Here is a 25,557-nt window from a genome sequence, read left to right on the forward strand (position 1 = left end):
TTTTTGCACAATAATTTTTTGCCACGAATACAAGACTTTTACCTGAATTTAGAATTATGTTTTATCCTAAAAAATTAATTTTTAATTCGTGAATCCGTGACTAAAGTAAAATAAATAAGCTTTTATTTCAATTCATTCATGTAAGTCAGTTGATAATTGGGTAAAAGTTCGGGATGAAAAATCTTGATGTAATCTTTTAAAACCAGATCTGAATGCACAACTCCGCTTTCAAAAAAATCGTTGGCTTTTAGTTTTTCTCTTCCTGAAACTCCATACATTTTTCCTTTGTTAAACACTTCTAATTTTCCATAAAAAGGATTGATGCTCAACATTTCTTTTTTCGAAAGATGATTTCCTGCGTTCACCCAAAACTGAATATTTTTTGCTTTTGAAAAAACTTCTTCAAAGCTCATCGTTACAGCTTTTTCCTCGGTATTATCTTGTAAAATATAATTTGCATTGGCATCGGCAATATAATTGGCTGTAAATGTTTTTCCGCCCGGCAAATACCATACGTCGCCGTACATTTCATTGGCTAAAACATTCGGTTTTACAGTTGATTTTAAAGCTAAACTTTTCAGATCATTATAATTTTTCTGAATTTCATTAAATTTCACTTCAGCTTCTTTTTCTTTGCCTAAAAGCTTTCCAAATAATTTAATATAAGAAGTCTTTACCATCGGGCTTTGCTCCAAATATTCATCCAAAAAAATCACCTGAATATTATTGCTTTTTAAAAGCTGATAAGTGTTATCGAAACTCGCAATATAATTGGTAAAAATAGCGTCGGGTTTCATTGAAATGATCTTTTCAACATCATATTTCTGTTCGTTTCCTACATTCTGAATTTTCTCTGATTTTAATAAGTTATGAATTTTTTCAGAGTAAATATACTCCGGACTTGCAATACCGATAACCAGATTTTCAGCACCCAGTTCTGAAACATAGCCCATCAAACTTGCATTTAAAAGGATGATTTTAGAAAAAGGAACTTCACTTTTATTGAAACTATATGTGAAATTTCCTGATTTAACATCTAATTTTACATTATCATCTTTAAATTGCACTCTTTCAGAAATCTTCTCCCAACCCGGAGATGAAATTTTTTGTTCTCTTTTACAATTGATTAGAAGAAAAAATGCGATTAACAGTAAAAATTTTGCTTTCATCTTTCAAAGAAAGCAAAAAAGTACTATATTTGCAAACCTTTAAACAACGGCTTCGTGGCGCAACTGAATAGCGCACCTGATTACGGCTCAGGAGGTTACAGGTTTGAATCCTGTCGAGGTCACTAATTGAACTAAAAGAGAATTTGTAAGTTATTAAATATCAAATAATTACATTTTCTCTTTTTTATTTTTATGCCCAAAATTGTGCCCAATTTTTTGAAATGTACTTTTTTTAATCTGCTTAAACTGGCTCAATCTCAAAACTTGGGGACTAAGCAAAAAGTTTTGACAATCTGAATAAGAAAAATGATTTGTCCCTTACTCCTCGAAGTTGCATTCTGAAGTTTTTGATTTTAGCGTTAAAGCTTTCTGCAGAGGCATTGGTACTTCTTTGTTCAAAATAGTTAAGGATATCATTATAATGATTCATAATAGTATTTTTGAGTATAGAAAATGATTTAAAACCGGATTCTTCTACGTCTTTAAACCAACGAGCCAATTTGAGCATGGCTACAGACTTTGTCATGTTTTGGTTGTAAATTTTCCTGAGATTATCCGATAAGTTGTAAGCTTTTTCCAAGTCCGGATATTGAGAAAATAAAATTTTGGCTCTGGCAGATTGGTTTTCAGTCCATTTTTCTCTGCTTTTGTAGAGCAAATATCGGCTTCTGGCTAAAAGTTGTTTTTGGGTATCGCCATTTTCAAAGATTTCGATTTTCGCTCTTGCTTTGGTTTCTTTTGCGGTTTTTAATGCTTCATTTTCCTTGTCTATGGCTGCCCAACGATGTTTGATTCTTAATTCCTGAACAGCTTCGATGGCTAGTTTTTGTACATGGAAACGGTCGACAACCTGCACGGCATTGGGAAAACACCGCTTGGCAATAAGCTTCATAGAGCCCGCCATATCCAAGGTAACCTCCTTTACCTTTTGCCTTAATTTTCTGCTTATTTTTAAGAGTTTATCAATAACATCTTCGCTTCTTGTTCCTTTAATGACGGCAACAATACTGCCTTTCCTGCCCTTGGCATGCTTGGATGTAAGCACGGTGTAAAGTTCGCCCTGAGACAAGGCTACTTCGTCTAAAGAGAGTTGTGAGAGGCAGTTTGCGGGGTATAAAATGTAATCTTCGGCATGGGATTTCTGGTTCCAGTCTTTAAATTCACTGAGGGATTTTTTGTACTGTCTGCGAAATTTCTTTCCGTTGACACCATACATCTCGCCAATGATTTCCAAAGGAAGCGCTTTAGTATCGGCTGATTTTTTTTAAGAACTCTGCAAAATCCTGTGTCATGCGAGTGCCTTTAGCGATGAGATTCCAATCTCGTTGAACAATATTTCCAGACTTCATATCCGTCCATCTTCTACGCTTAATGTTGAGTTTTACGGCTTTGCCACGAAGCGGAAAATCATCAACGGCAATTTCTTCGTGAAATCCTTTCGATTGAAGATTTAATGAGGAAAACTCTTTAGGAACACTGTTTTTTTCTTCAAAGTAAAGATGAAGAAGTCCTTCTTTTTCTTCAGATTTTACGAAATCGAAATACGCCACTAAATATTCGGGAAGTAACAGTTTTAATAATTCTTGATCTTGAGACATGAAGCAAAGTTAAAAACTTTCAACAATTCTCCCCAGGTTTTGTGATTGATCCCTTAAACTTGATTAAATCTATCTGAATACAAAAACAGATATATACCGTATCTGTTTTAACAAATATAAGAATAATTACTAAGTTCTAAAATAATGACCGTTAGACTCAAAATAATCATACATTAAATTTTTAGTAGTCATTTCCCAATCTATCACAACAAAGTTAGGGAGGTTAAACGGAATATCATTTTCGTAAAATTCCTGCACAAAATCAATATCGTTTGCATACTCTCCGCAGTAAAAATTGTTTACATACTCATTTAAACTTTGGAAATCCATTTTTCCCAGATTATCCAAACATGCTTCAAATACTTCTGAATCATGTCCTGAATCATCTATTTGCTCCGCTATATCGTAAATTTCGGGAGATAAAAAACTTTCGTGTATCAATCCGAGTTTCTCAAATAGTTCGAAATGTTCATAATCCTGAAAATGATATTCAGGGTCATGCTCGTCTTTGTGTAGCTCTCGCATTGCTTTCAATAGTTCGTCATAATCTGAATAATCAGAAAGATTCAGCCATTTGCCGTAAATATTTGAGTTGTTGTACTTGTAGTAACTGCCTACATATATGCAAGCATTTTGAAGACAATTTGTTAACTTTGTCATGTCGATAATTTTAGATAAGTTAAAATTTATTGATGTTGCCTTGTCGTGCTCCAACACTTCAAGGCATTTTTATTTATACTGAACCTTGTACACAAAGAAACAAGGTTATTTTTTGTAGAAAGATGCTCACAAAAGCAGTTTAAATATACAACAAAAAGCCCATAAAACCAAGTGTTTACAACACTTTTTAACCAAAATATCAACCTAGTTAAAAGCTTTTTAATCACTCAGACCGCAGGAAGATAAAAACAGTAGTCAAAAAACAAAAAGTTGTTGTAGGGGGCGGTTGGAAAAAAGGCATCGACCCCTTACAACTATGCTTACAGTGGGGAGACTTCCGATACATCCACAAAAATTTTGATATTGGTATAGGGAGTATATTTTACAGTGAAAATTTGGCGGATGGTGTAAATAGCGCACCAAGTATTATACATTTTCTTGAAAGTCCGCAGGTAAAAAAAATTGCCACACGCAGAACAGCACAAACCATTTACCATAGTTCCCGAAATATTGGTTTAAGATTGTTAGAAGAGTATTAGAATGTAATAGATTGAGTAAATAATTTTTTTTTTTTGTATATAATGGTAATATGTAGCAGAAACCATGCGAACACATCTATTCATAGCAGTTTACAGAGATTGTTTGAGGTGTTGTAAAAAATTAATAAAAAATAATAAATTAGCCCTTGAAAAATATCTTTTTTCATCATTTTGTTTTTAAAGTCTCTCACCTAGAGGGACTTTTTTTTCGTTTTGGGGTAAATAGGTAGATATGTATTTGCAAAATCTTGTATGCTTCAAATCTATTTTTTAACGCCCCACAAAACCATAGAGATTACTTACCGCACCAAATCAGTATAAATTCAAAATATTTTCACACACGAATGAATCAAACTTTAAAGATTCATAAAATTTCATACTTTTGTAATTCAAATTTTATCGAAAAAATATAAAGCGTTAGCTTATTAAATCTTGGTATCCGAAATCTGACAGTTTCTAACAACACCAAAAAGATTAATAACTCTAATGCTCATGCCTCTGGCGTGAGTATTTGTTGTTGTCTTTCATTGGTGTGGGTTTTGTCAGAACCTCGGAACTGAATTGATAATCTACAAACTCACGCCTTTTCATTTGTATATTATCACTTTGAGTTTGGGTGAATTTAAAAAATTCATCAATGAAAAAATTCTTTATTTCCTTTCTAATGCTTACAACGGTGAGCGCATTTTCGCAGGAAAAATTTGATTGCAACAATCTTTCTAAAACTGATTACCTGAACAAGTATCGAGAACTCAAAGGTTACGGACTTGACAAAATCACACTCAAAGATGGTACAGAAGTAATACCATTGGTTATAAATAAAGTTTATGACGAAAACAGTTTGAGACAAGTTTGTATTAACGCTGCTTATGACGACCATAAATTCGGTACAGAAAACAGCTATATATTATATCGAAATAATATTTACAACCTATCCCGAGAAACATTTATGAAAAACTCAGATTACTTTCAAATATTTCTTGAAATGATTACAAACCTAAAAAACCAATAGTTGATGGAGAAGAAAACTATTCAAGTTGACCACAATATTTTAGATTCAATCATGTTAGGTTTTGTATTTGCTTTATTGACCGTTTTTATAATTCAGCATTTTAGTACATTTTCATACATTCCAAATACCAGCAACCTATCTCATTACACCCCTAATGGGAAAATAATTTTAAATCAAGAATACGACACCAGAACAACACCTGTTGGTTCATTGTATCAAACAACCCTATTGGGTACAAAGATAGATTTACCAACAAATGGAATGATGTGCAGTGAGCTATTATTTGATGATTCGGATTTTAAAAAATATTCTAATAAAGTTGTATTGTATGCAAAATCAGTATTTGCAGATTACAAATACCTCCTGCTGTTTTGGTTAGCATACACGCTAATCATCTTGTTTTTCAAGAGATACCGTTTAAAGGTTTTGATTTTGATACTGCCAATCAGTATGATAGGTTGTGAAAACAAGATTGTACAAGAGAAAGGCTCTACAACAGCAATACAAACTGATACAATCGTGCAAAATATTCATCCGACAACAAGCCTACCCGACATCGAAACAATGCAAAAAAGATACTCTTTTGTGGTTTTTGAAGGTGATGCTTTCTTATCTTATGAAGGGCAAAAGAAAGTCGTTACTGGGATATTTGAAACGGATGCATTGATGAATAAAGATGAAGAATACAAAATAATAGACGAAGCCCAACAAAAAGCTATGATTAATCTTGAGTTAAAACATGTTGACAAAAGATATATCCTGAATTTTGACAGTTATGCAGAAGCCAGTGAAAGAAGGGAGTTTTTGTTAGGAATCAATCAAAACAAACGTAATGAAGAGCAACAACCATTTTACAATAATCAAGAATACACTGTAATTCAGCCAAAGGCATATTTTCATCAAAAACCCAATCAAAATAGCAGAAAAGATTCTTATTTATTATATGGTGCAAAAATAATTGTCTCAGACGAAACCCGATATTTCGCATTTACCACTTTTACAAATACAGATGGTGTTACGAGCAAAGGTTGGGTTCTGAAAACAGACATTAAAGCATACTAATTATTAAACTATATTATGAAAAAACAATTACTCGTAGCATTAATGCTTACAACAACTTTATCATTACTAACCGTCAACTGTTCAGGAAACAATGATGAAGATAATACCACACAACAAAATAATCCTGCAACAACTCAATACTTCCACCCTCCTGCATGGATTCAGGGAACCTGGGGAGTTACAAATGGAACGACATCAAGTAAATTGTATAAATTCACAGCAGATGATTTTATTTTGATGCCTGACACCTCTAATCAGAGTATGACAGGAGCAATTAAGGCGCATCCTTATGGCGGGAGTGTTGATGAAACTTCAAATACATCGACAATGTATATTTTCAATGTGAAATATAACAATTCAGGAGTAACACAGCATTTTGAATTTAAAAAGATTTCAGCAACTCAAATACAGCTGAAAGACAATTCAAATAATACTTGGACTGATTTAGTAAAAATGTGATGCAAAAAACTAAGCCTTGACCTTATTGTTGAGGCTTAAACTTTATCTCTGCACACACCTATTAACAGAAGGTTTAAAGAATCTGCTACATAGTACCAATACATACTATAAATTTGTCAAATAATATCATATTCTAACTCTTACCTAAATCCAACCCAAACACTTTAATCGGGAAATAAAAAAATAGAGAAAATAAAACACGTCAAGTTTTGTCGTGAGTGAGGATTAGCTTTGCTTTAGAAACATTTAATTAGAATATTAACAACTATAGCACGGCTTATGAAAAAATTATTTGATGATGAATGGAGCGATGACCTCTCGGAGTTTAAGATCATTTCCATAGAAGATTTAAGCAAAGGAATATTAGGGAAAGGAAAAGATCCTTTTGAAGGAATAAGAACCAATAAAACATTTGATGAAATTTCCAACGAATATGCATTAAGCACCCCTTTTGGAAAGAAAAGTGCATTTTATAAACCTACAACTGAAGATTACGATACACTATCCGAAGATTTTTATACAGGTGGAATTAATTATGAGCTTCTTGCAGAACATTTAAAAGGGAAATTAGGGTTGATAGAAGCATTTTTATTTGATCCAGAAATTTACTTTTTAGGAGACAAAACTATTTATTCAGGTTCGTCTTCGATGGGTATTCCTACATTCAGTAGTATTAAAAATAACAAACCTTTTGTGTATAAAAAAGGAGAGCAAGAAGTTCAGGCAACTTTTGACTTAGCCAAATTGAATACCAGAAAGAATTTATTAAGTAATTCTTACAATTTTGGAATTTATTTTGACAAGTATAAGGTTAGTTATAATCTTAATTTTATCTATAAAGATGGGGAGGATAAAAAATTTCAAGATGCAGAAACTAAGCAAACATCTAATCCTACAGACTTTAAGCTAAATGATGAATATGTAGCCATTAAACTATTTACATCAAATGTCGATACATTTATAGAGTTTTTACGAATTATTAAAGGGAATTCTGATGCGGAATCATTGAAAAAATCTATTATTCGATATTATCTTGATTTCTTTGCTACTGCAAAAGGTAATCCTAATATTATTGATGGTTTATATGAAAATATTCCTGATTTTGTTTTAGAAGCTCTTACAGATGAAATGCTTTGGAAAGATTTTGTTTCACTTTCTGAAAAACCTATTAATGCATCTGGGACAAATGAAAATCTTTCGGTTATTAATTTACTGAAAGGAGTAAAAAATGGAGTTTGGTGGGGTAATCAAATTAGTAACAACCCTGAAATAGTAAGAAAAGTTTTAAATAAACTTGAAGCTAAGTATCTTGAAGATTTCATTATTGAATTGACTAAAGTTGGTAGTAAGGCTTGGAAGGATTCTGATTACCAAAACGCAATTAGCTATTCTCTAGAAATGAAAGATACACTGAAAAATGGTGTTGTTGAAAACCGATTTGTTTACTGGAGTGGGTTTATGGAGAAAGAAAAAAAGTTTGAAGTAGGTTTTACCATTCACTCATATATTGATGGGAATTTGGCAGAAAGTGGCTCTGAAACATTAGGTATTAATTATGCTTTTACTCCATTGAAAATACCAGATGATAAAGGAGATTACTTTATACCTACAATTGTCGCTAATTATTTCACTGAAAAACAAATAGATGCAGACCGTTGGACGGTTTTGGAAAATATTACAGCAGGGTTATTACCTGAGTTTGAATTAATTGCTTTTAGAAATTTTTCTTCTTTAATTTCAAAATTAAGATATTCCAGATATTTAAAAGTTTTAGGAGAAAATCCTGCTTTTCAGAAAATATTAGTTGAACTTTCAAACACAAGGTATATGGCAAAATACCTATCTTTGGAAGAGGAAGCTGCGATAAGACTTTATACATCAGGATATTATTCTGGTTTAAACAGAGCTTTAAGAGGAGAAATTGCAATAACAGAAGAGTACAAAGTATTTAAAGAGTTACTCAATAATGCTTTAAAAAAACTGCCGAAAACTAGCTCATCTACTTTTTACAGATTAGAAAAAATGTCTCCTGAAATGTTGAACAAAGAATATATAACAGGAAAAACTATTGAAAAGAAAGGTTTCACATCTTCTACTTATGATTACATGACAGCAGAGGAGATGATGCTTGATGATGCAGGTTTTAATGTGTTAATAAAAATTACAGGAAAAAATGGCAAAAATATAGAAGAGGCATCATTTCTACCTGCTGAAAAAGAAATTCTATTTAAGAGTAATATAAAATTTATAGTTGGAGAAATTAAACCAATCCCAAGTCCAGTTAATCCAAATGAAAATATAATATTTATTAATTTAGTTGAAAAATAAAAATGGAAAATAAAGAAAAAAAACAAAGATTAGAATTTCTATTGTCAAAAAATGAAGTTTTAAGAGAAAAATTATTCTTTGATGTGCCCAAAGATATAGATAAATTTAAAAAAGATAATGAAATTGAATACAAAGAATATTATTCTAATGCAGAAGAGATCAGAGAATTAAAATTGGAATTAATGACTCCCGAAGAAAAATTAGAATACTATCGTCAAAAGGAACTAGCCAAAGAGAAATATAAAAAATCTGATTTGAGCTAGTTATGATTTAATCTGACAGTTAATAAAAATGATTGGTTCTACCGTAATATCAGAATGGTAAAGCCAGTCATTTATATTTTAAAGTACAAATTACTCTTAATATATAAACCGATTTTGTCCTTTTTTACCTCCCACCAAGCAAAAAATCTCCACACCTCCAAACCCAACAGCAAATCTCACCCCTCAATCAAATTCTGAAATTTGGTAACAAGTAAATCCTGTAACTCCAATTTTATGGTATTTAGTTGGTACTTCTCCAGTAGCTTATTGTACTTTTGTCTTAGATCATAATAGTAAGTAGATGATTTATTGTTTTTTAATTCCCGCCAATAATGGGAGCTTTTGCCTAATTCTAAAACTGTTTTTTCTTCCCCGCGGATTTCCTGAGTGGCGAGAGTATCAATAATATTTATTTCATCAAAACGCTTTAAAAGAAATTTAAACAATAACTCCAACCGACTTTTCTCAAAAATATCCCGAACTACAAAGATTTTGAATCTTTTTTTCAGTAACTTACTGTCAGTTATTTTTATTTCCACCCGCAAAAGATTATAATCCAGTTTATACTGTAAACCTTTGTCATACATCTTTACATAGTATTCATTGCGGTTGTACTGTTTATATGCCCCCTTGCCTTTAAAGTTATCATGCTGATTAAATTCATCAAAGTTGAACATCAAAAAATTGTTGTCGAGCATTTGCTTAGGACTTAGAGAGGTTCGGATGTTCAAACCAAATTCGAGATTAGTTACTTTGTAATCCAAAATATCTTCGTTCAGATCGCCCTGAAGCTGTTTAAAGGCGGTTAAAATATCGGAGTAGGAAAAATCAGTGTAGTTGCCAGTAGCCAAACCGTTTTTAAGATTGAAATAGGAATGTATAGAGTTTTTAACAAATGCCGACTTTTCTGTTATTCTAACTTCAATATTTTCAAAGCGTCTCCAACATGGATATTTTGCATCTTCATTGTGATAATCGTATGTGCATCTAGTTTCACTATCAGGAAAATCGTTTTTAATTCTATTTTCAAGTGGTTCTTTTGTATTTGTATATATTTTTATAAAGTCGATCATATTCGGTATTTTTAATTAAGACATATAAAGGCTGTCACAGCGGTTTTGCCGTGAGTTAAGCATTTCTTGTAAAAAGATTTTGAGATGATTTTTAATGTGTTTACGGGGCTTTAAATGTGCGCATGGTGTTGTGCGGGGCATTTGTAAAAAGGTTCAGCCTACCCGCAAAGAATACAGGCTAAACCGATAATAATATTAAGGATTTAATCGTGCTAAAACTTCTTTTTTAGAATAATAAACTCTTTTACCAATTTTGGTATTTGTCAATGTGCCGTCATTATTCCAGTGAAAAAGCGTTGTTAGGCTAACATCTAATAGTTTAGCCGTTTCGTCCCGAGTGTAAAACTCTTTTTCGTTTTTTGATACTTGGTTAAGTTGCATTTGTTCCAATACTTTATAAACAACCTGTTCAAAATCTCGGATTAATTCTTCTTTGGTGATTTGAAATAGTAGTGTATTATTATTGTTATTATTTGTAGTATTCATAATTGTATATTTTAGATTTTTAGACATAAAAAAAAGGAAACCATTCTGAGGTTTCCCGATTGTTTTGCCCAATTTCGGGCAAAAAAAAGACCCAACTTAAAAAGTTAGGTCTGTATATTGTTGATTTAATTTCGTTAATGTTTGGATATAATTATCCTATGGTATGTAATTCGCTGTTTTTAATGGTTTGGACTCCATCTATTAAGATTGTATTTGTTGTGAAGACATAATTATCCCTAAAAAATTAACCCGTCATTTGATGAGGTTGAGGTTTCGAGGTCTTCAAAATGTATCCCACACATAATCCACCTATCTAATATAGTAATTCGCCGTTTGGTAGGTTTGGACTCCTGTCTTCAAAATGTGGCACTATTTACACAGATGTAATCATATATCTGCGCTTTTGTTTAATTTCGGAGGCTCCCGAAATCATCAAAAAAGTGATAATACAATTTTGGCATCACTGTTATCATTTCACTACTGAAACGAACAGCTACTTAATGAATTGTTAAAGATACCTGCGCTGAATGTGAAAATTGATAAACTTGTACTTTGATTTCCAATTCAATTACAAATGTATAAGTTTTTTCTTAACAAACAAAAATTTAATAAATTTTAACAATTAATTAACATAATTAGAAGCCAATTTTTGCAAAGCTGTTTGCAGTGCGTACAGCCATTTCTTTCTCGGTTTTACCAATATACACTAAGAATTGTTTTTCTGTTGAATGCCCTGTCATGTACATGACATCTGCCGTAGGTATTAGTGTATGGAAATTGGTTGCAAAACTCCTTCTTCCAATATGACTTGCAACAAGTTTATATTTTGGATACTCCCCTACAACTCCTCTTTTTGTTTTATTTTCTAAAACTTGAGATTTACTACCATAAACAAGTTCAGTTATTTTGGCATGCTTGCATACTATTTTAATATCTTGATTAAACCTAACATCTGATACTTTTTTAGGAAATTCACCATTTCGTTTATCTAATACTTTTTGCACTTCTTTAAGTATAGGAATTTGCATTAGCTTTCCAGTTTTTTCTTGCTTAAATTCAATATATCTCATATTTTTATCTTCCACAATCATAGATTTTTCAAACCTCAAAAAATCACTAACTCTTTGACCCGTGTAGCATGAAATTATTAGCCAATCTCTTGCAATATCTAAGTCCTCCTGAACTAGTTTGGTATTTTTGATACGTTCTAATTCTTCAAAACCCAAGTAAATATGTTTAGGTTTATCTTTTTTGAATTTTGTAACTCCAAGTTTCCATTCTTTTGTGTGTGGATGGGTCTCAATATCATAATTTTCAGCAAATTTTGATATAGCTTTTGCATCTTTTAATTTACTGTATATTGTTTCATGTTTGTAATTGATATTCAAACAATACTTCTCAAAATCATCTTTGAAATAATTATCTAAGTTTTTAAATTCAATTATTGGAACTCTTTTATTGTAAGTACAATAATCAATTAGCATCGTTTTAAGAACTTTGATTTTATAATTCGTTCTTTTTGCTATTGTATTTTTGTTAATTTCTAAATAAGTATCAATAAATTCAATTAGATTTGATGAATATACAGTTTTGACTTTAGGTTTAAATATTTCATCAAGGCAAGACTGTAACCACATTTTATAATTTAGAATGCCGTTTTGATCGGTGTATTTTTGCAATACATATGATTCAATTTTAGAAAGCTTTGTATTAATTGATTCGGTGTCCGTATCAAACATTTTTTTAGATGCTATTTTACATTTTCCGTTTTTCCATTCATCAGGAAGACATTTTAAATCGGATAACGCAAGTCTGACATCAAGACCACTATCTCTAAGCCTTATGCAGATATTACTGGGTTTATTCTTTACTGTACTACTTCTAAGGAAGAATGATACTTTAGCCATAAACTATAAATTTTCTATTGTTGCAATTTACTAAAAATGTGCCCAAAAATGTGCCCAAATTTTGAAAGCTATTTTAATTAACGTAAATTTAAAATAATTAAAACCTCCATAAACAATGTATTAATAGAGGTTTTTAAGATTTAAGAAATTTAAGCAGATTAATTGAATGTAGTCCTGTCGAGTCACAAATAGCCAAATAGCGCCAACTGAAGACAGTTGGCGCTATTTTTTAATTCTAAAAATCTATGTCTTGCTTCTATTTATTTCAGCATTTTTTGCTCAGCAAACTGACACCGATATTGATGAGATCATTCGATGAGAAATGAAATGAGAAATAAAGTCAGGGAAATGCAGATTGCCATTGTGCAAAATGGAAAAATTGTTTTAAGCCAATATTATGGAATTGACAATCAACAGTATAATTTCACTGTAAAAACTGGATATAAAAACAAGGCCGATGAGATGTGCAGAATATCCATAGAATCAAATCCGTGAAATAAAAATGCAAAAAAAATTTGGGAAAATATTTCTTTATCAGCTAAGAATAGTATCTTAAAAGAAACTTTTTGAGAAGCTTAAAAAATCGATATAGTAATTTTTAATTATATCAGGCTCTTTTTATAGTTTTACAAAATGAATCCAATCTATAACGAATACTATGTTAGTGGGAAAAGTGTTAACTTCATTAAGAAACTATGGATTTTAAATAATTCTGAAGATCTCCCTCCAATATTAAATAAAAGTGTTCCGCCTAACGGATGTTTCACGATAGCTATCATCCAGGGAAGTGGATTGAATATAAAACATAAAGGTCAGACAAAAAATTTACCTGAAGGGATCTATTTTTGTGGTCAGATCACTGAGAAATTGTCTATTGATATTCTTTCCGCAACAAAAGCAACAATGATCCAGCTTTTCCCATGGACACCTGCCTGTTTTGGAATCTCAGACGCTCACTTATTTACTGATAAGATTTGCCTTGCAAATGAGTTGATCCATTTTAAAGAATTGAATTTAGATATTATGATTGACTTAAACAACGAGATGATCTGCAATTTTCTTATAAAAACTTTTTCCTTTCTACTTAGAAGTAATCCCAACATTGAACTGATCACTAAATGTACACAGATGATTTTGACAAATAAAGGGAACATCACAGTCTCCTCCATAGCGAGCTCACTAAAATGTTCCGAGCGTCATCTGCAAAAATTATTTAAAAATTTTATCGGCATATCCCCAAAAGTTTTTATCAATATTATACAATTACGGGAAGCCCTTGATGATGTTGTATATCCAAATGATAAACTTAGTACAATGACACAAGTGGCTTTATCCAACGGTTATTATGACCAGCCGCACTTCAACAATACTTTTGCCTATTTTATAGGAACAACACCTAAAAATTTTAAGGAAAAAGAATTTTTTCTTACGATAAAAAATAAATAATGTGTTCGCATTTTTACAAGGTTAATATTCATACATTGTAGTAAATTCGTCACATTAAAATTGATAAAAGATGAATCTACCAATCTCAATTCAGAATTCATTTATATTATTCCAAAAAGAAAGAGCTTATTCTGAAATAATTGGAAGACTAAAGAGAACAGTTTTTCTTTTCGTTTTAATGTCTTCGGTATTTAGCAGTAAAGCGCAAAAAACTAAATATATTGAGGGAAAAGCATCCTTTGGAGATTGGGGCATACAAACACAGTTCATCAGTAAGACGGTACAACCCGGTAATGATTTTTATACCTATGTCAATGAAGGGTGGTTGAAATCAGCAAAAATTCCAGCCGGGGCTTCGGGATTTAACAGCTTTAGTGAAGCTACAGATAAAATCAATCTAAGAATCAACGAGATGATCCTTGATGGAGCTAAAACAGATCATTCTGTAAACCGGTCTTTAGAACAGATCAATTCGGTCTACTTAGGATATTTGGATACGGATCATATGGACAAAATTGGTATTAAGGCTATTGAGGAAGATCTTAAAAACATTCTCGCTATTAATAGTTATGAAGAAGTTGCAAAATGGATGGCAAACCCAAAATCTTTCTCGATCATTGCTATCCATACTGCACCCGATCTTAATGACAGAAGCAAATTTTTAGTTTCATTAAATGAGAGTGGTATCGGGTTACCTTCTCCTGAATATTATACGAAAAATGATACCGGCAAACTAGAACTCAGAAAAGATTACAAAGAATACATCATCCGCACCTTTCAATTAGCAAATATCAATAACGCTGAACAGTTTTCTGATGAGATCCTGGAAATCGAAACAAAACTAGCAAACTTACAATGGACACCATCTCAGATGCGGGACAGCAAGATAAATTCACATTTGATGAACCCTTTAGATCTTGAGTCCTATGCTCCCGGTTTCCCTTGGAAAGTTTTTCTCAGAGAAAGACAGGTTGATAACGTAGATCAGGTAATCCTGCAGGCAGACACTGCGATCAAGGCAAAAGCGAAACTATTTGCCGAAACACCAATAAAGGTCTGGTCAGCATATCTTGCATTTCATTGGATCGTCAACCACTCCACCCTATTATCAAAAGACTTCCGTAAGAGCTATTTTGATTTTTATGGAACTCGGTTGAACGGTATAAAAAGTGATGCTCCTCGAGAGCAAAAATCAATTCAATATGTAAACAACCGCTTGGGACATCTTATTGGCAAATTGTATGTTGAAAAGTATTTTCCTGAATCCCACCTCAAAAGTATCAAAGATTTAGTCGCATATATTCGCAAAGCATTCCTCGAAAGACTTGAAAAACTGGATTGGCTGGATGAAAAAAGCAGAAAGGAAGCAATTGACAAGCTAAATGCAGTAACAGTCAGAATAGGATACCCAGACGTTTGGCGTGACTATTCGTCATTAAAGTTTGATGCAAAAAATCCGGTTTCTAATGAACAGCTCATTGCAAAAGCAAACTGGGAATATGAAAGATCACTTCTAAATAAAAAATTCACCAGTAATGAATGGTATCAGATGCCACAAACTGTTGATGCAACGAGCAGCAAATTATACAATTCAATAGAGTTTCCCGCAGGCATTTTACAGCCGATATTCTTTGATCTTAACGCAGATACAGCAGTTAATTTCGGTGCGATCGGAACCATTATCGGGCACGAGCTGGGACATTGCTTTTGACGACCAGGGATCTTTATTTGACGGTAATGGCGTTATGAGGGATTGGTGGACTCCACAAACAAGAAAACAATTTGAAAACAGAACCCAGCGCCTTATTGAACAATACAGCAGCTTTTCGCCTTTAGATGGAATTCACCTGAACGGAAAACAAACGCTTGGAGAAAACATAGGTGACCTGACAGGAGTTGTCGTTGCTCACGCCGCATACAAGCTCTATTTGAAAGATCATCCGGCTGAAAATAAAAAGCTTGATGGTTTTACTCCTGATCAAAGATACTTTCTGTCTTTTGCGCAAGTTAACAGAAGCCTTTATACACCCGAAGCGTTCAGGCTAAGTGCGGAAAAGGATTATCACGCTCCAGCCCAGTACCGCGTAAATGGTGTTGTGAGGAACATTGATGTGTGGTATAAAGTTTTTAATATCAAAAGAAATGATAAACTTTATCTTAAGCCGCAAGACAGGGTACGTATTTGGTGAAATATTTGAATCTTAAGAAGAGTAAAAGATGGTAAAGAAATTCATTCATAACTGATCAGTAGAATATTCGAAGTACGATTTTGAAGACAAAGAAAACCCCATTTTCCGAAATCAGAGAATGGGGTACACAAAGATTATTCCAGAAAAACAGATTATAATTTTTCAATGACCAACCGAAAGTAATGAGGTCATTTTTCATGTACGGGAGAGAAGTACATCAATATTTGTTCATTGCGATTTTGTTATTTAAATTAGACTTATGATTAAAAGTGAAATGACCGAAAGATTGCTTCTTCTTGCAGAAAATGACTTTGCTGTAAGAGAACGACTGCGAATTAATAATCAATTAAGCGGTGGCTACCATCCTGACATGGAAGCAGTACATCGGGCAAATGCAGCAGAACTGACACAAATCATCAATGAAATAGGATTCCCGGGAATATCAAAGGTAGGTAAAGAAGCCAATGAGGCGGCCTGGCTTATTGCCCAACACGATATTGCGGAGCCCGCTTTTATGAGATCATTTTTTGAATTGATGACTGAAAATGAGTGGGATATTAATAGAAAACATTGGGCATACCTTTATGATAGGCTTCAGTATTTTCAGGGCAAACCACAGCGATTTGGAACCCAGCTTAATGCAGATGGTAGCATTTACCCTGTTATTGATCGGGAACAATTGAATGTGCTACGAAAGGAATATGACCTATCCGTCATTTCTTCTGATGATTTGAACCGTATCGCTAAAGTCGAAGAGATCGAGCGCATTGAAAAAGAAAACCCTGATTACGTGATGTGGCGAGACGGTGCTGGTTGGAAATCAATTCAGTACTAGAATTCCTTTGTTTGACACTACAAAAATCTATTCGCAAGCTATTGTGGAATTTATAATTGCCTGACAAAACAATAGATACTTCCTTGTGAGGTTATCGTATATCAGCATCAATGTAACAGACTGATAATCTAGGTTGTCATTATAAGAACAAAAAGAATATTTTATGAAGAACTCCTTATACATCACTTTGTTTCTATTAGCAACTTCTTTCTCTCAACACCTATCTGGTCAGAGTACTTCTGACAGCATCGACGTTTTCATCAAAGAAAAAATGATACAGCTGAAGATCCCCGGACTCCAGTTGGCAATTGTCAAAAAAGGAAAATTGGAAAAACTAAGCTATTATGGTCTTGCTAATATAGAACACAATGTAGCCATAAGCTCTAAAAGCACATTTTCGATCAATTCAATGACCAAAGCCTTCGTAGGAATAGCCATTATGCAACTGCAGGAGCAGGGAAAATTAAAGGTCGACGACCCGATCTCCCAGTACATCAATGATATTCCAAATGAATGGCGGGCAATTACCATCCGTCAATTGCTGAGCAATATTTCCGGACTTCCCAACAACATCAATGATAAAGAACAGGTACTTGGAGATGGCACAGAAGAAAACAACTGGGAGATGGTGAAAAAACTGCCGATGGAATTCAAACCGGGAGAAAGATTCAGCTACAATCAAACGGGCTATTACATTCTTGGGAGGATCATCACCAAACTAAGCAGTCAACATTTTACAAAATTTATCGAAGAAAACCAATTCAAGATTGCAGACATGAGTTCTACACAGTTTGGTGATTCTAATGATATCATTCCAAACAGTGCAGGAGCATATTCAACCATAGTCAATACGGACGGTAAATGGATCAATGACGAAAAACTGCATAATGCCTTTGCCACATTCCCAATATTCTTCAGAACTGCAACGGGTATTATCTCCACATCCGAGGATCTTGGAAAATGGCTGATTGCATTACAAAACGGAAAACTTTTAAGAAATAAAAACAGCGTGAATGAGATGTTCACCTCCGTCAAACTTAACGACGGGCATATTGATGGCTTTAACAAACTGACCAATGGTTACGCTTTGGGATGGCCGACAGTGGTCAGAGATGAGCATCCTGCAGCAGCTCCCGTCGGCGGTATGCGTTCGGCATTGTTCGTATATCCTAAGGATGAACTTTCAATCGTTATCCTGACCAATCTGCAGGGTTCCAATCCAGAGTGGCTCATTGACGAGATTGCGGGATATTATTTTCCGGACATGAAGATTAAAAATGGTTTCGGACTGAGTAAAAACCTTAAACTATTACGTCAGGAATTAATCCACAGCAAATTTAAAAACAGTTTTAAGATCTACTCAGACATTAAGCGCAATAATGAAGATTATAATTTGTCCGAAGATGAGATCAATTCCTGGGGTTATCAACTGATAGAGCAAAATAAAAAAAATGAGGCGTTACAAGTTTTTCATTTCAATACTTTACTGTATCCGAAAAGTGCAAATGTCTACGACAGCTATGCTGAAACACTGGAATTAACCGGGAATCGTAAGGAAGCTATCATCAATTACAGAAAATCGCTTGAACTGAATCCTGCCAACAGCAATGCCCGCCAATTTTTAGAAAACAAAAAATAATTGAAGTATAATCATTCAAGTAAGCACAAGAAAAACTGCAATAAACTATACTATGGAAACAGCAAGAGAACCATTGATGAAAGCTTGAAATATTTAGAAGAGAATTTAGATACCAAAAAAAAAGTTAAAAAAGGTACTTAATCCTTTTTTCATTCCTTCCCTTCTCTTTGTGAAAAATATACTGCTTGAAAATCTAATTTATCTGAAATTTAAGACCTCAACAGTAGTTACTCCGGCTTGGTCATGATTTTCATTATTTTTAAAAGTTAATTTAATTGCCCTGTCTGAAGAAACAGTTAAATGTATAGGCCGAGGCTGTTCTGTAATACCTATCAGTGGTTTTTCATTTGTAATGGGCCCAAAATAATTCGTAAAGTCGGTAATAACTAAAGAATCTGTGAGGGCTTCCGGAATCAGAAATATAATTCCTGATTTCACTTCAAGATATGTTGCTTTATTTTTATAATACTGTATAAAGATATCTTTACTGTTCTCCTCTTTTATGGAGTCATGCATGACGAGTGGAAGTTCGCTTGAAAATTTTTTATTCAGGAACCTCACACCCGCCTCATTGAATTTTGTATCAGGAAGTTCCACTACCGAATCTATATACATAAGGAATATTTGAGCTTGACTCTTTTTGATTTTCGTAACCTGAGGAATTACAGCCCTGTTTTTCGTACCTCGGGAATTTTCTCTATTACAATTTAGAAAAAAGAACAGCACAAAAACAGAGAGAATAAAATCGATGCTTTTCAATTTAACAGGTGAGTTTCTCATTTGAAATTGTTTTTAAGAATAAAATGAACGCAACTATTTTTAAACCTTTAATATACGGAAGCTTATTTTGTATTGAATTTATAATGATAATCATTATGCTCCAAAGCTCTCTTACTTGATGATTTCTATTAATATTTCGGTAAGAATAACGAGTTTTTTTTTATTTTATCGACTGTATCAATTTTTTCAAATCCTTTTTTACTGTATTGATGATAATCAGTTGACTTTTATCGGCTAACAAAATTTTATAAGTAAAATCCTGATCAGAAGTGAACTTCCAATTTGTAAGCTCTTTAAATTTGCTCTTGATCAGTCTGAGTTTTTCAAGATTCTTGTTAGACACAATAATTATTTTTGTCAGTGGTGTTTTCTGCATTTTTTCAATACTTCTTTCTGTAATCTCATTTTCATATTCTGCACTGGAACGGTAACGAAATAGTTGATTAATGGTATTAAAATCTTTCTCATCTTCAGAAATAACATACCGATAAGTCATAATATTGTCTGACTCATTGATCCAGTTCGGAAAATTAGTTTCATATAAATTAATATAGGTATCAATAAAGTTTTTATCAATCGATTTCTTCTCAGTAATATAATTTTTCACTACCGGATAAATTTTTCTTGCCATCAAATCAATATATTGATGATAATACCAGTCATTCTGATCTAATTCACCTTCTAACTGTTCATAAACATAGCCATTCCCCAATGCTGTAGCTAAAAGTTCATTCAAAAGCTGATAGGCATAGTTGCTGTATTTTGATTTATTTTCCTTGAAATCCTTGTCAATCTTTATTTTCATTTCAAGCGACTGCTCGTTATAGATAATATGAAAGATCTCATGCATCATCACGCTCAATAAATCTTTATAATCTTTTAAATTGGTCTGAATGGCACTTACAAAATTATTACAGAATGCCTGTGCGGTAAAGTAATCTGAATCTGGTAGCGGATAGAACGCAATCTGAAACGGAATAGACTGATCCCAGACAGAATGATAAAAAGATAAACCAGTCTGAAAAAATCCTTCGATGTGATGGTCATTGGCATAATCTGTAATTTCTATGACCTGTTTTTCAAATTTTTCTTTGTTGGGAGTATAAATCAATTCATTATAAATGGGAGTGAAATACAAAATCAGTGCAGCTAAATCATTCAGAGTTTTGATGGGAACAAGCCCGATGGAGCGAAGCCTGAAATCATTCAGGTTATCAGTCTCAATAAGATTTTTCTTTAAGATATCCCTTGTCTGCATTGGAGCTTTTGACCCATAAGGGAACTCTTCAAACTGATAGCTGTAATCGATGGATAGCTTATCAAACTCTGAGATCTTATTTCTGTAATTTTCCGTATTATACTTTGACTTCTGAAATGCAGTTTTAAATACATTTTCCGGATGATTCTCAGACAGATTCTGGATAAAGACAAAGACAGTCAGTTGCTCAGAATATTTCATTTTCAGGGTTGGCTTTTGCCCAAATGCTAAAACTGTTAAAAATAACAAAGGAATTAAAAATACAGATTTCATATTTTTCTTTTAATTAAATAAATGGTATAATGTATTTACAGATTTTTTAAATCATTTTGCAACACAGTTAATTAAAATTAAACAGTATTTTCCTGTCAGCTCAAAGATTTTCTACCGTCTAAAATAGTTTTCATGAATTGATTTCCCACTGAATAAATCCCGATAATGAAAATGGTAAAAAAATCTAAATATTTTTTTATGACCTGTAAAAGAGATTATTTTACCAGAGTAATTGATGATTTTCTTGTATTTATAAAATTCCAAATCATATAAAGTAAAAATAAAATGATCCAAACGCAAAGAACGACTGTAAAGAAGATCGCCATTATCGACGGATGAAGATAATTTGGTTGATAAAATAAACGTTCAAATGTATTAAATTTCTCCTTTAACTTTGTTCTGTCAAAAGTATTTCTGATCTCATTGAGCGGTTCACGGTTACTATCACGGTAATAAAATACATCGTGAGCCAGATCTTTGGGAATAATCTGCGTTTCTACATTATATCTTTTTAACAAAGCATCCAGATTCTGAAACGAATGGAGCAGCGAATCTTTATCAAATTTATATAGCAATTTGTATCTCGAAACAGCATTCTGATATTGTTGTGCTGCTTTAGAAACGTTATGAACAGGACTGTATAACATTTTGTTTTCCAGAAAAATACAAATATCTTCATCATACTCAGGATCTACTTCAACACCTTTGAATATAACTTCCGTACTATCTCCGATCACTTTTTCGGAAATAATTCTTTTGGCAAATTCCTTCGGCTCAAGTCCTAAAAAATCCATCCCTTCAATCATTTTTGAACTGATTTTTTTATAATCTGTACTTAATACTTTTAAAGTGTCTACACCATAATAAGTTGTTTTTATGGTGTAATTATCCTGATTATCCGGATCATGATAAATGGTGTCTTTTTCCGCCATCACGGGATAAGGTTTTGGATATAAAATATTTTCCGGGTTGAATAAATTTTCAGAACTGTAAGATGTATAATTATACAGAAACGGATTTAAGACATTCATTAAAGTCTTGTCTTTATTAAAATCTCTTTCGGGCAGTTCATGTCTCAATTTTGCGTTTAACCCAAAACTGTAGCTTATAAAAAACGTCAGGGAAAGAAAAGAAATAAGTAATAGCGATGCACTAATTTTTCCAATATTAATAGCAGAATATTTTTTTTTGGAGTGATTTCTCAATAATAAAACAAGAAAGCAAAACAGAAATAAGCCGGTGATAAAAAAATGGGAAATAGAAACGTCATCATAAAATTTGAATCTGTAAAACTCCGTATAAATATTGATATTATGAATGCCTTTAAACTTGAAATAGCCATAAAGAAAGTACCCCAAATGTATTGCACCTAAAACAATAATTGATTTTAAAAAAAACAGCTTTATTTGTTTGTCCATAATTGCAATAAAATATAACCTAAAGTAATCAATTTTTTGTTTACGGCAAACTTTATGAAGTGAAGAAGCTTGACCAGAAAATGTAACACTATCAAATGTCAAATTACTTTTGCGATGTGCTTCTTTGTTGGATTTTGATTAGACGACTGTCTGAGCTTCAATGCAAAACCTTATTTTTGATATTAAACAGTTTATTCAATGATTGGAAATGTTCAAAGCAAGGATTAATTTATCGTTTTTAATTGTTCCTTCGTTATTTCTATGATGGTTTTGTGAAGAAAATTTATTTAAAATCTACGAGTCCTTTTGTAAGACATTCCCACTGTATTTTTGAGAAACCGAGCATTCCTCCTATTGCAATCATAATATTTCTGACTGAATTGAAAAATCCTGATTTTAAATTGGGATATTCGTTTCTTCCATAAATTCCTGCTTTTATGCCATTTTTTTCTTTTGAAATAATAAATGTTGACGTAGCAATATGAGAATAAAAATGAGCAATTTTTCGTGTATTTTCTTTTACCGGATCTTTAGAAGGTCTGCATTGAATAATCACCACATCCGGATTTGCAAGATCAATCGATGTGATCTGAACCCAATCAAACGACCGTCCCTCAGTTCCACCCGGTCCGGGAATATCAATTCGGATATAATCACCCAGTTGTGGAAACCGTTCTACATATTTTCCTGCAGAATCACAAAGCCGAAAATCAGTTTTACTTTCTTTACAGTAATCCCGCCACTGGTTAATTGATAAAAAACGTTTTTTCAGAATAGTAAATTGCAAATCAAGATCGTGAGAATTTCCGACCTCTTTTTTGCTTTCTGTATCGTGAAAGCTTCCTTTTATATGTTTTGGAACTCCCGGTATATTTTTCGGCTTCATAATAGTTGATTGTTTGATCTAAATTGACTAAGGAATTTCATGATCAGGCATGAGGAAAATGCCAGAAATTAATAGGTACCGCTTTAGAAAATTGCCTTATTAAAATTTAATTCTGCCAAATACTTTTTCTTGCTTCTTCTCTAAAAATCTGTAGTATTTTGTAATGAAATTTTGAATATCCGGAACATCCTGTACGGAAACTTTAGGCAGTAAAAATACTGAAACATCTATTGAGCTCATAATATCTTGTTTGGTGGTAACCAAAGTTACAACTTTATTTCTGCTAATGGCTGTGACCAAAATCATACAGAGGAATGCTTTAAAAAAAACTACAGCTCGCAATATTTGAAGTGAAAAGAATTATTTTCTAAGTGGTCTCGAAAAAAACCAGGGAAAGGATCAATCTAAAACTTCTTTTCAGCTGGTTATATTAAATTTTCTTTAAAATTACATAAAAACGCATTTCATTAAATTTCAACAGATTATCCTTTATTTTTTGTAAATAACTCAAAATTCGTTTGTTTAATTTATTTGATGTTTTAAAATTTATGATATTAAATTTAAAGAAAACCAGACAGAAAAATTAAAACTTAACTTATTGAAAATCTACTTTATAAGTTCTGTTTTTTTCAAATTCATATTGATAAAATATCTTCAGATTCACAAAATAAAGTTAGATTTCCAACAATATTTTCTTCTAAAAATTATAAGGATTACATAATAATCAAAAATTCAAATTAAAAAAAAAGATTATTTTTGCGTGAGTAAAAAAAATGGTTTTTATAATTTATTATCTGTAAATTAGCAATACCAACCAAAATATTAAATAAAAAAATCACATGAAAAAGATAATTTTACTTCTTACCTGTTTTTTCGGATTTTCGGCTTTCTCACAGATTAAAGTCCTGAAAAATGAGACTTTAGTAGAAATAGGAAAAGATAATTCTGTAGGTTTATACAAGAAAGAAAATAAATTTACCTTTAATTATCAAGACATCAATACGAGTAATCTTAATACATTCAGATCATTTTCATTCAATGATATGAATGGCGATGTACAGGAACTTTATAAAATGATCACAGACGGATTTATTGATCAGCCTGTGGGAAATATTTCTCTGGAACTACCAAACGACATCATCGAGCTTCAGTACGAGAAAAACTATGGTCAGCCTACCGTTCAGATCATACAATACATTAATAAGAATAAAAAGTATGTAGGAAAATCACAGTTTCTGAATAAAAAACAAATTGATAAAATTTTCGGTATCGGAACGCCTAAAGCAGCACTTTATAAAACTGCTATCAAACAAACTCCGGTAAATCCTGTGAACAACACAGTACATACTCCGGAAAATAACGTTCAGCCAAGCAACGCTGTTTCTACTGGTAAAACTCCGGTAAAACCAACAAAAAAGAGAAAATAAATTTTCAATTTTTAAAGATAAATCAACTCATTCTTCCCGGATGAGTTTTTTATTTCTATTTTTGCCAAAATATTTCATTGTACTATGTCTCTTCAGGTAATTAATTTAACAAAGAAATTTGGTGAGCAGACTGCTCTTAACGACATCAATATTGCTATCGAAAAAAACGAAATCATCGGTCTTTTGGGTCCAAACGGGGCAGGAAAATCTACCTTAATGAAATCAATCGTAGGTGCTTTAAAAATTGATGATGGTGAAATTATTTTTAATAAAAAAAACATTACCGAAAACGAAATTGAGAGCAAAAAGAAGATCGGTTTTCTTCCTGAAAACAATCCGCTTTACCTGGAAATGTACGTAAAAGAATATCTTCAGTTTGTCGCCAATATTCACAAAATTTCCGAAGCGAGAGTTGATGAAGTAATCGAATTAGTAGGAATTACTCCCGAGAAATCAAAAAAAATAGGGCAGCTTTCTAAAGGTTATAAGCAGAGAGTTGGTTTAGCGCAGGCAATTATTCATCAGCCGGATTTATTGATTTTGGATGAACCAACGAATGGCTTAGACCCGAATCAAATTCTTGAAATCAGAAATGTGATTAAGGAAATCGGAAAAGAAAAAACGGTTCTGCTTTCCACACACATTATGCAGGAAGTGGAAGCACTTTGTACACGCGTGATTCTTATTCACAAAGGAAATATTCTTCAGGACTGTAATATTGAAGAGTTTAAGGGGAAATTTAATAGTCTCGAAGAAGCTTTTGCGTATTATACACAGGATTTTGAGGTTGAAGTTAAGGCTGATATTGAAGCTTAAACTCAATTATTTTCAATTGGCTTTAAATTTGATT

The 25,557-nt window shown here is 32.5% G+C and carries 25 protein-coding genes and 1 tRNA gene; 14 read left to right on the top strand and 12 right to left on the bottom strand.

Annotated elements, in window-relative coordinates; all coding sequences use genetic code 11:
• Positions 1-122: 122 nt before the first annotated feature.
• Entirely contained in the window at positions 123-1,169 is a 1,047-nt protein-coding gene (locus ACOOWA_RS08480; RefSeq protein ID WP_421374541.1) for an ABC transporter substrate-binding protein, read from the bottom strand.
• A 48-nt stretch (positions 1,170-1,217) separates the two neighbouring features.
• Here ACOOWA_RS08480 and ACOOWA_RS08485 point away from each other — a divergent pair.
• Positions 1,218-1,291, top strand: a tRNA-Arg gene (locus tag ACOOWA_RS08485).
• A 149-nt stretch (positions 1,292-1,440) separates the two neighbouring features.
• Here ACOOWA_RS08485 and ACOOWA_RS08490 read toward each other — a convergent pair.
• From ACOOWA_RS08490 to ACOOWA_RS08500, 3 genes are all read right to left on the bottom strand, one after another.
• Positions 1,441-2,385 (bottom strand): ISAon1 family transposase, encoded by a 945-nt coding sequence (locus tag ACOOWA_RS08490; protein ID WP_421374626.1) that lies wholly within the window; start codon positions 2,383-2,385, stop codon positions 1,441-1,443.
• A gap of 28 nt (positions 2,386-2,413) precedes the next feature.
• On the bottom strand, positions 2,414-2,767 hold the full coding sequence (locus ACOOWA_RS08495; RefSeq protein ID WP_421372726.1) for an ISAon1 family transposase N-terminal region protein: 354 nt from the start codon (positions 2,765-2,767) through the stop codon (positions 2,414-2,416).
• 129 nt (positions 2,768-2,896) lie between these two features.
• Positions 2,897-3,427 carry an antirestriction protein ArdA gene (locus ACOOWA_RS08500; RefSeq protein WP_421374543.1) on the bottom strand — a complete coding sequence of 177 codons (531 nt, stop codon included), beginning with the start codon at positions 3,425-3,427 and terminating at the stop codon, positions 2,897-2,899.
• Between the two features lie 1,176 nt (positions 3,428-4,603).
• Here ACOOWA_RS08500 and ACOOWA_RS08505 point away from each other — a divergent pair.
• From ACOOWA_RS08505 to ACOOWA_RS08525, 5 genes are all read left to right on the top strand, one after another.
• The gene (locus tag ACOOWA_RS08505) at positions 4,604-4,978 is read left to right on the top strand and encodes a hypothetical protein (protein ID WP_421374545.1); all 375 of its coding nucleotides are present in this window, start codon (positions 4,604-4,606) and stop codon (positions 4,976-4,978) included.
• A 3-nt stretch (positions 4,979-4,981) separates the two neighbouring features.
• Positions 4,982-6,040: a hypothetical protein gene (locus tag ACOOWA_RS08510; RefSeq protein ID WP_421374546.1), complete on the top strand. Its 1,059-nt coding sequence runs from the start codon at positions 4,982-4,984 to the stop codon at positions 6,038-6,040.
• 15 nt (positions 6,041-6,055) lie between these two features.
• Complete coding sequence (locus ACOOWA_RS08515; protein WP_421374547.1) at positions 6,056-6,499, top strand: hypothetical protein; 444 nt, start codon at positions 6,056-6,058, stop codon at positions 6,497-6,499.
• Positions 6,500-6,778: 279 nt separating this feature from the next.
• Positions 6,779-8,827 carry an ADP-ribosyltransferase gene (locus tag ACOOWA_RS08520; RefSeq protein WP_421374548.1) on the top strand — a complete coding sequence of 683 codons (2,049 nt, stop codon included), beginning with the start codon at positions 6,779-6,781 and terminating at the stop codon, positions 8,825-8,827.
• 2 nt (positions 8,828-8,829) lie between these two features.
• On the top strand, positions 8,830-9,090 hold the full coding sequence (locus ACOOWA_RS08525) for a hypothetical protein (protein WP_421374549.1): 261 nt from the start codon (positions 8,830-8,832) through the stop codon (positions 9,088-9,090).
• 176 nt (positions 9,091-9,266) lie between these two features.
• On the opposite strand, the gene ACOOWA_RS08530 is transcribed toward ACOOWA_RS08525, so the two are convergent.
• The 3 genes from ACOOWA_RS08530 to ACOOWA_RS08540 form a co-directional block, all read right to left on the bottom strand.
• Positions 9,267-10,163, bottom strand: a complete 897-nt coding sequence (locus ACOOWA_RS08530) for a hypothetical protein (RefSeq protein WP_421374551.1) — start codon at positions 10,161-10,163, stop codon at positions 9,267-9,269.
• Positions 10,164-10,358: 195 nt separating this feature from the next.
• On the bottom strand, positions 10,359-10,649 hold the full coding sequence (locus tag ACOOWA_RS08535; protein WP_421374552.1) for a helix-turn-helix domain-containing protein: 291 nt from the start codon (positions 10,647-10,649) through the stop codon (positions 10,359-10,361).
• A 635-nt stretch (positions 10,650-11,284) separates the two neighbouring features.
• Entirely contained in the window at positions 11,285-12,556 is a 1,272-nt protein-coding gene (locus tag ACOOWA_RS08540) for a hypothetical protein (protein WP_421374553.1), read from the bottom strand.
• A 327-nt stretch (positions 12,557-12,883) separates the two neighbouring features.
• Here ACOOWA_RS08540 and ACOOWA_RS08545 point away from each other — a divergent pair, with 327 nt between their 5' ends.
• From ACOOWA_RS08545 to ACOOWA_RS08570, 6 genes are all read left to right on the top strand, one after another.
• Entirely contained in the window at positions 12,884-13,051 is a 168-nt protein-coding gene (locus tag ACOOWA_RS08545; RefSeq protein WP_421374554.1) for a hypothetical protein, read from the top strand.
• Positions 13,052-13,189: 138 nt separating this feature from the next.
• Entirely contained in the window at positions 13,190-14,002 is an 813-nt protein-coding gene (locus ACOOWA_RS08550; RefSeq protein WP_421374556.1) for a helix-turn-helix domain-containing protein, read from the top strand.
• Between the two features lie 70 nt (positions 14,003-14,072).
• Entirely contained in the window at positions 14,073-15,713 is a 1,641-nt protein-coding gene (locus ACOOWA_RS08555; protein WP_421374558.1) for a M13-type metalloendopeptidase, read from the top strand.
• A gap of 34 nt (positions 15,714-15,747) precedes the next feature.
• The gene (locus ACOOWA_RS08560; RefSeq protein ID WP_421374560.1) at positions 15,748-16,191 is read left to right on the top strand and encodes a M13-type metalloendopeptidase; all 444 of its coding nucleotides are present in this window, start codon (positions 15,748-15,750) and stop codon (positions 16,189-16,191) included.
• Between the two features lie 259 nt (positions 16,192-16,450).
• The gene (locus ACOOWA_RS08565; protein ID WP_421374561.1) at positions 16,451-17,026 is read left to right on the top strand and encodes a DUF6624 domain-containing protein; all 576 of its coding nucleotides are present in this window, start codon (positions 16,451-16,453) and stop codon (positions 17,024-17,026) included.
• 163 nt (positions 17,027-17,189) lie between these two features.
• A complete protein-coding gene (locus ACOOWA_RS08570; protein WP_421374562.1) occupies positions 17,190-18,665 on the top strand; it encodes a serine hydrolase in 1,476 nt (491 codons plus the stop codon).
• Between the two features lie 198 nt (positions 18,666-18,863).
• Here the strand turns inward: ACOOWA_RS08570 and ACOOWA_RS08575 are convergent, their stop codons facing one another.
• The 5 genes from ACOOWA_RS08575 to ACOOWA_RS08595 all read right to left on the bottom strand — a co-directional run bounded on the left by ACOOWA_RS08575 (position 18,864) and on the right by ACOOWA_RS08595 (position 23,586).
• Positions 18,864-19,280, bottom strand: a complete 417-nt coding sequence (locus ACOOWA_RS08575; RefSeq protein ID WP_421374563.1) for a hypothetical protein — start codon at positions 19,278-19,280, stop codon at positions 18,864-18,866.
• A 325-nt stretch (positions 19,281-19,605) separates the two neighbouring features.
• Positions 19,606-20,976 carry a hypothetical protein gene (locus ACOOWA_RS08580; RefSeq protein WP_421374564.1) on the bottom strand — a complete coding sequence of 457 codons (1,371 nt, stop codon included), beginning with the start codon at positions 20,974-20,976 and terminating at the stop codon, positions 19,606-19,608.
• Between the two features lie 215 nt (positions 20,977-21,191).
• Entirely contained in the window at positions 21,192-22,055 is an 864-nt protein-coding gene (locus tag ACOOWA_RS08585) for a hypothetical protein (protein ID WP_421374565.1), read from the bottom strand.
• Positions 22,056-22,677: 622 nt separating this feature from the next.
• Complete coding sequence (locus ACOOWA_RS08590) at positions 22,678-23,280, bottom strand: hypothetical protein (RefSeq protein ID WP_421374566.1); 603 nt, start codon at positions 23,278-23,280, stop codon at positions 22,678-22,680.
• A gap of 99 nt (positions 23,281-23,379) precedes the next feature.
• On the bottom strand, positions 23,380-23,586 hold the full coding sequence (locus tag ACOOWA_RS08595) for a hypothetical protein (RefSeq protein WP_421374568.1): 207 nt from the start codon (positions 23,584-23,586) through the stop codon (positions 23,380-23,382).
• A 533-nt stretch (positions 23,587-24,119) separates the two neighbouring features.
• Between ACOOWA_RS08595 and ACOOWA_RS08600 the strand changes: the two genes are divergently transcribed.
• Together ACOOWA_RS08600 and ACOOWA_RS08605 are read left to right on the top strand one after the other, a co-directional pair.
• Complete coding sequence (locus tag ACOOWA_RS08600; protein ID WP_421374569.1) at positions 24,120-24,707, top strand: hypothetical protein; 588 nt, start codon at positions 24,120-24,122, stop codon at positions 24,705-24,707.
• A gap of 84 nt (positions 24,708-24,791) precedes the next feature.
• Positions 24,792-25,523, top strand: coding sequence for an ABC transporter ATP-binding protein (locus ACOOWA_RS08605; protein WP_421374570.1), 732 nt, complete (start codon positions 24,792-24,794; stop codon positions 25,521-25,523).
• The last annotated feature ends 34 nt before the right edge of the window (positions 25,524-25,557 follow it).

This window comes from Chryseobacterium sp. GP-SGM7, assembly GCF_049166575.1.
GTDB lineage: Bacteria > Bacteroidota > Bacteroidia > Flavobacteriales > Weeksellaceae > Chryseobacterium.

Excerpts from the sequence above, each read along its gene's own strand:
- ACOOWA_RS08560 (WP_421374560.1), top strand. The coding sequence starts at position 15,748 with ATGAGGGATTGGTGGACTCCACAAACAAGAAAACAATTTGAAAACAGA.
- ACOOWA_RS08510 (WP_421374546.1), top strand. The coding sequence starts at position 4,982 with ATGGAGAAGAAAACTATTCAAGTTGACCACAATATTTTAGATTCAATC.
- ACOOWA_RS08530 (WP_421374551.1), bottom strand. The coding sequence starts at position 10,163 with ATGATCGACTTTATAAAAATATATACAAATACAAAAGAACCACTTGAA.
- ACOOWA_RS08540 (WP_421374553.1), bottom strand. The coding sequence starts at position 12,556 with ATGGCTAAAGTATCATTCTTCCTTAGAAGTAGTACAGTAAAGAATAAA.
- ACOOWA_RS08495 (WP_421372726.1), bottom strand. The coding sequence starts at position 2,767 with ATGTCTCAAGATCAAGAATTATTAAAACTGTTACTTCCCGAATATTTA.
- ACOOWA_RS08505 (WP_421374545.1), top strand. The coding sequence starts at position 4,604 with ATGAAAAAATTCTTTATTTCCTTTCTAATGCTTACAACGGTGAGCGCA.
- ACOOWA_RS08575 (WP_421374563.1), bottom strand. The coding sequence starts at position 19,280 with ATGTATATAGATTCGGTAGTGGAACTTCCTGATACAAAATTCAATGAG.
- ACOOWA_RS08490 (WP_421374626.1), bottom strand. The coding sequence starts at position 2,385 with ATGTATGGTGTCAACGGAAAGAAATTTCGCAGACAGTACAAAAAATCC.
- ACOOWA_RS08605 (WP_421374570.1), top strand. The coding sequence starts at position 24,792 with ATGTCTCTTCAGGTAATTAATTTAACAAAGAAATTTGGTGAGCAGACT.
- ACOOWA_RS08595 (WP_421374568.1), bottom strand. The coding sequence starts at position 23,586 with ATGATTTTGGTCACAGCCATTAGCAGAAATAAAGTTGTAACTTTGGTT.
- ACOOWA_RS08525 (WP_421374549.1), top strand. The coding sequence starts at position 8,830 with ATGGAAAATAAAGAAAAAAAACAAAGATTAGAATTTCTATTGTCAAAA.
- ACOOWA_RS08555 (WP_421374558.1), top strand. The coding sequence starts at position 14,073 with ATGAATCTACCAATCTCAATTCAGAATTCATTTATATTATTCCAAAAA.
- ACOOWA_RS08570 (WP_421374562.1), top strand. The coding sequence starts at position 17,190 with ATGAAGAACTCCTTATACATCACTTTGTTTCTATTAGCAACTTCTTTC.
- ACOOWA_RS08580 (WP_421374564.1), bottom strand. The coding sequence starts at position 20,976 with ATGAAATCTGTATTTTTAATTCCTTTGTTATTTTTAACAGTTTTAGCA.
- ACOOWA_RS08600 (WP_421374569.1), top strand. The coding sequence starts at position 24,120 with ATGAAAAAGATAATTTTACTTCTTACCTGTTTTTTCGGATTTTCGGCT.
- ACOOWA_RS08565 (WP_421374561.1), top strand. The coding sequence starts at position 16,451 with ATGATTAAAAGTGAAATGACCGAAAGATTGCTTCTTCTTGCAGAAAAT.
- ACOOWA_RS08520 (WP_421374548.1), top strand. The coding sequence starts at position 6,779 with ATGAAAAAATTATTTGATGATGAATGGAGCGATGACCTCTCGGAGTTT.
- ACOOWA_RS08515 (WP_421374547.1), top strand. The coding sequence starts at position 6,056 with ATGAAAAAACAATTACTCGTAGCATTAATGCTTACAACAACTTTATCA.
- ACOOWA_RS08590 (WP_421374566.1), bottom strand. The coding sequence starts at position 23,280 with ATGAAGCCGAAAAATATACCGGGAGTTCCAAAACATATAAAAGGAAGC.
- ACOOWA_RS08550 (WP_421374556.1), top strand. The coding sequence starts at position 13,190 with ATGAATCCAATCTATAACGAATACTATGTTAGTGGGAAAAGTGTTAAC.
- ACOOWA_RS08500 (WP_421374543.1), bottom strand. The coding sequence starts at position 3,427 with ATGACAAAGTTAACAAATTGTCTTCAAAATGCTTGCATATATGTAGGC.
- ACOOWA_RS08535 (WP_421374552.1), bottom strand. The coding sequence starts at position 10,649 with ATGAATACTACAAATAATAACAATAATAATACACTACTATTTCAAATC.
- ACOOWA_RS08545 (WP_421374554.1), top strand. The coding sequence starts at position 12,884 with ATGAGAAATAAAGTCAGGGAAATGCAGATTGCCATTGTGCAAAATGGA.
- ACOOWA_RS08480 (WP_421374541.1), bottom strand. The coding sequence starts at position 1,169 with ATGAAAGCAAAATTTTTACTGTTAATCGCATTTTTTCTTCTAATCAAT.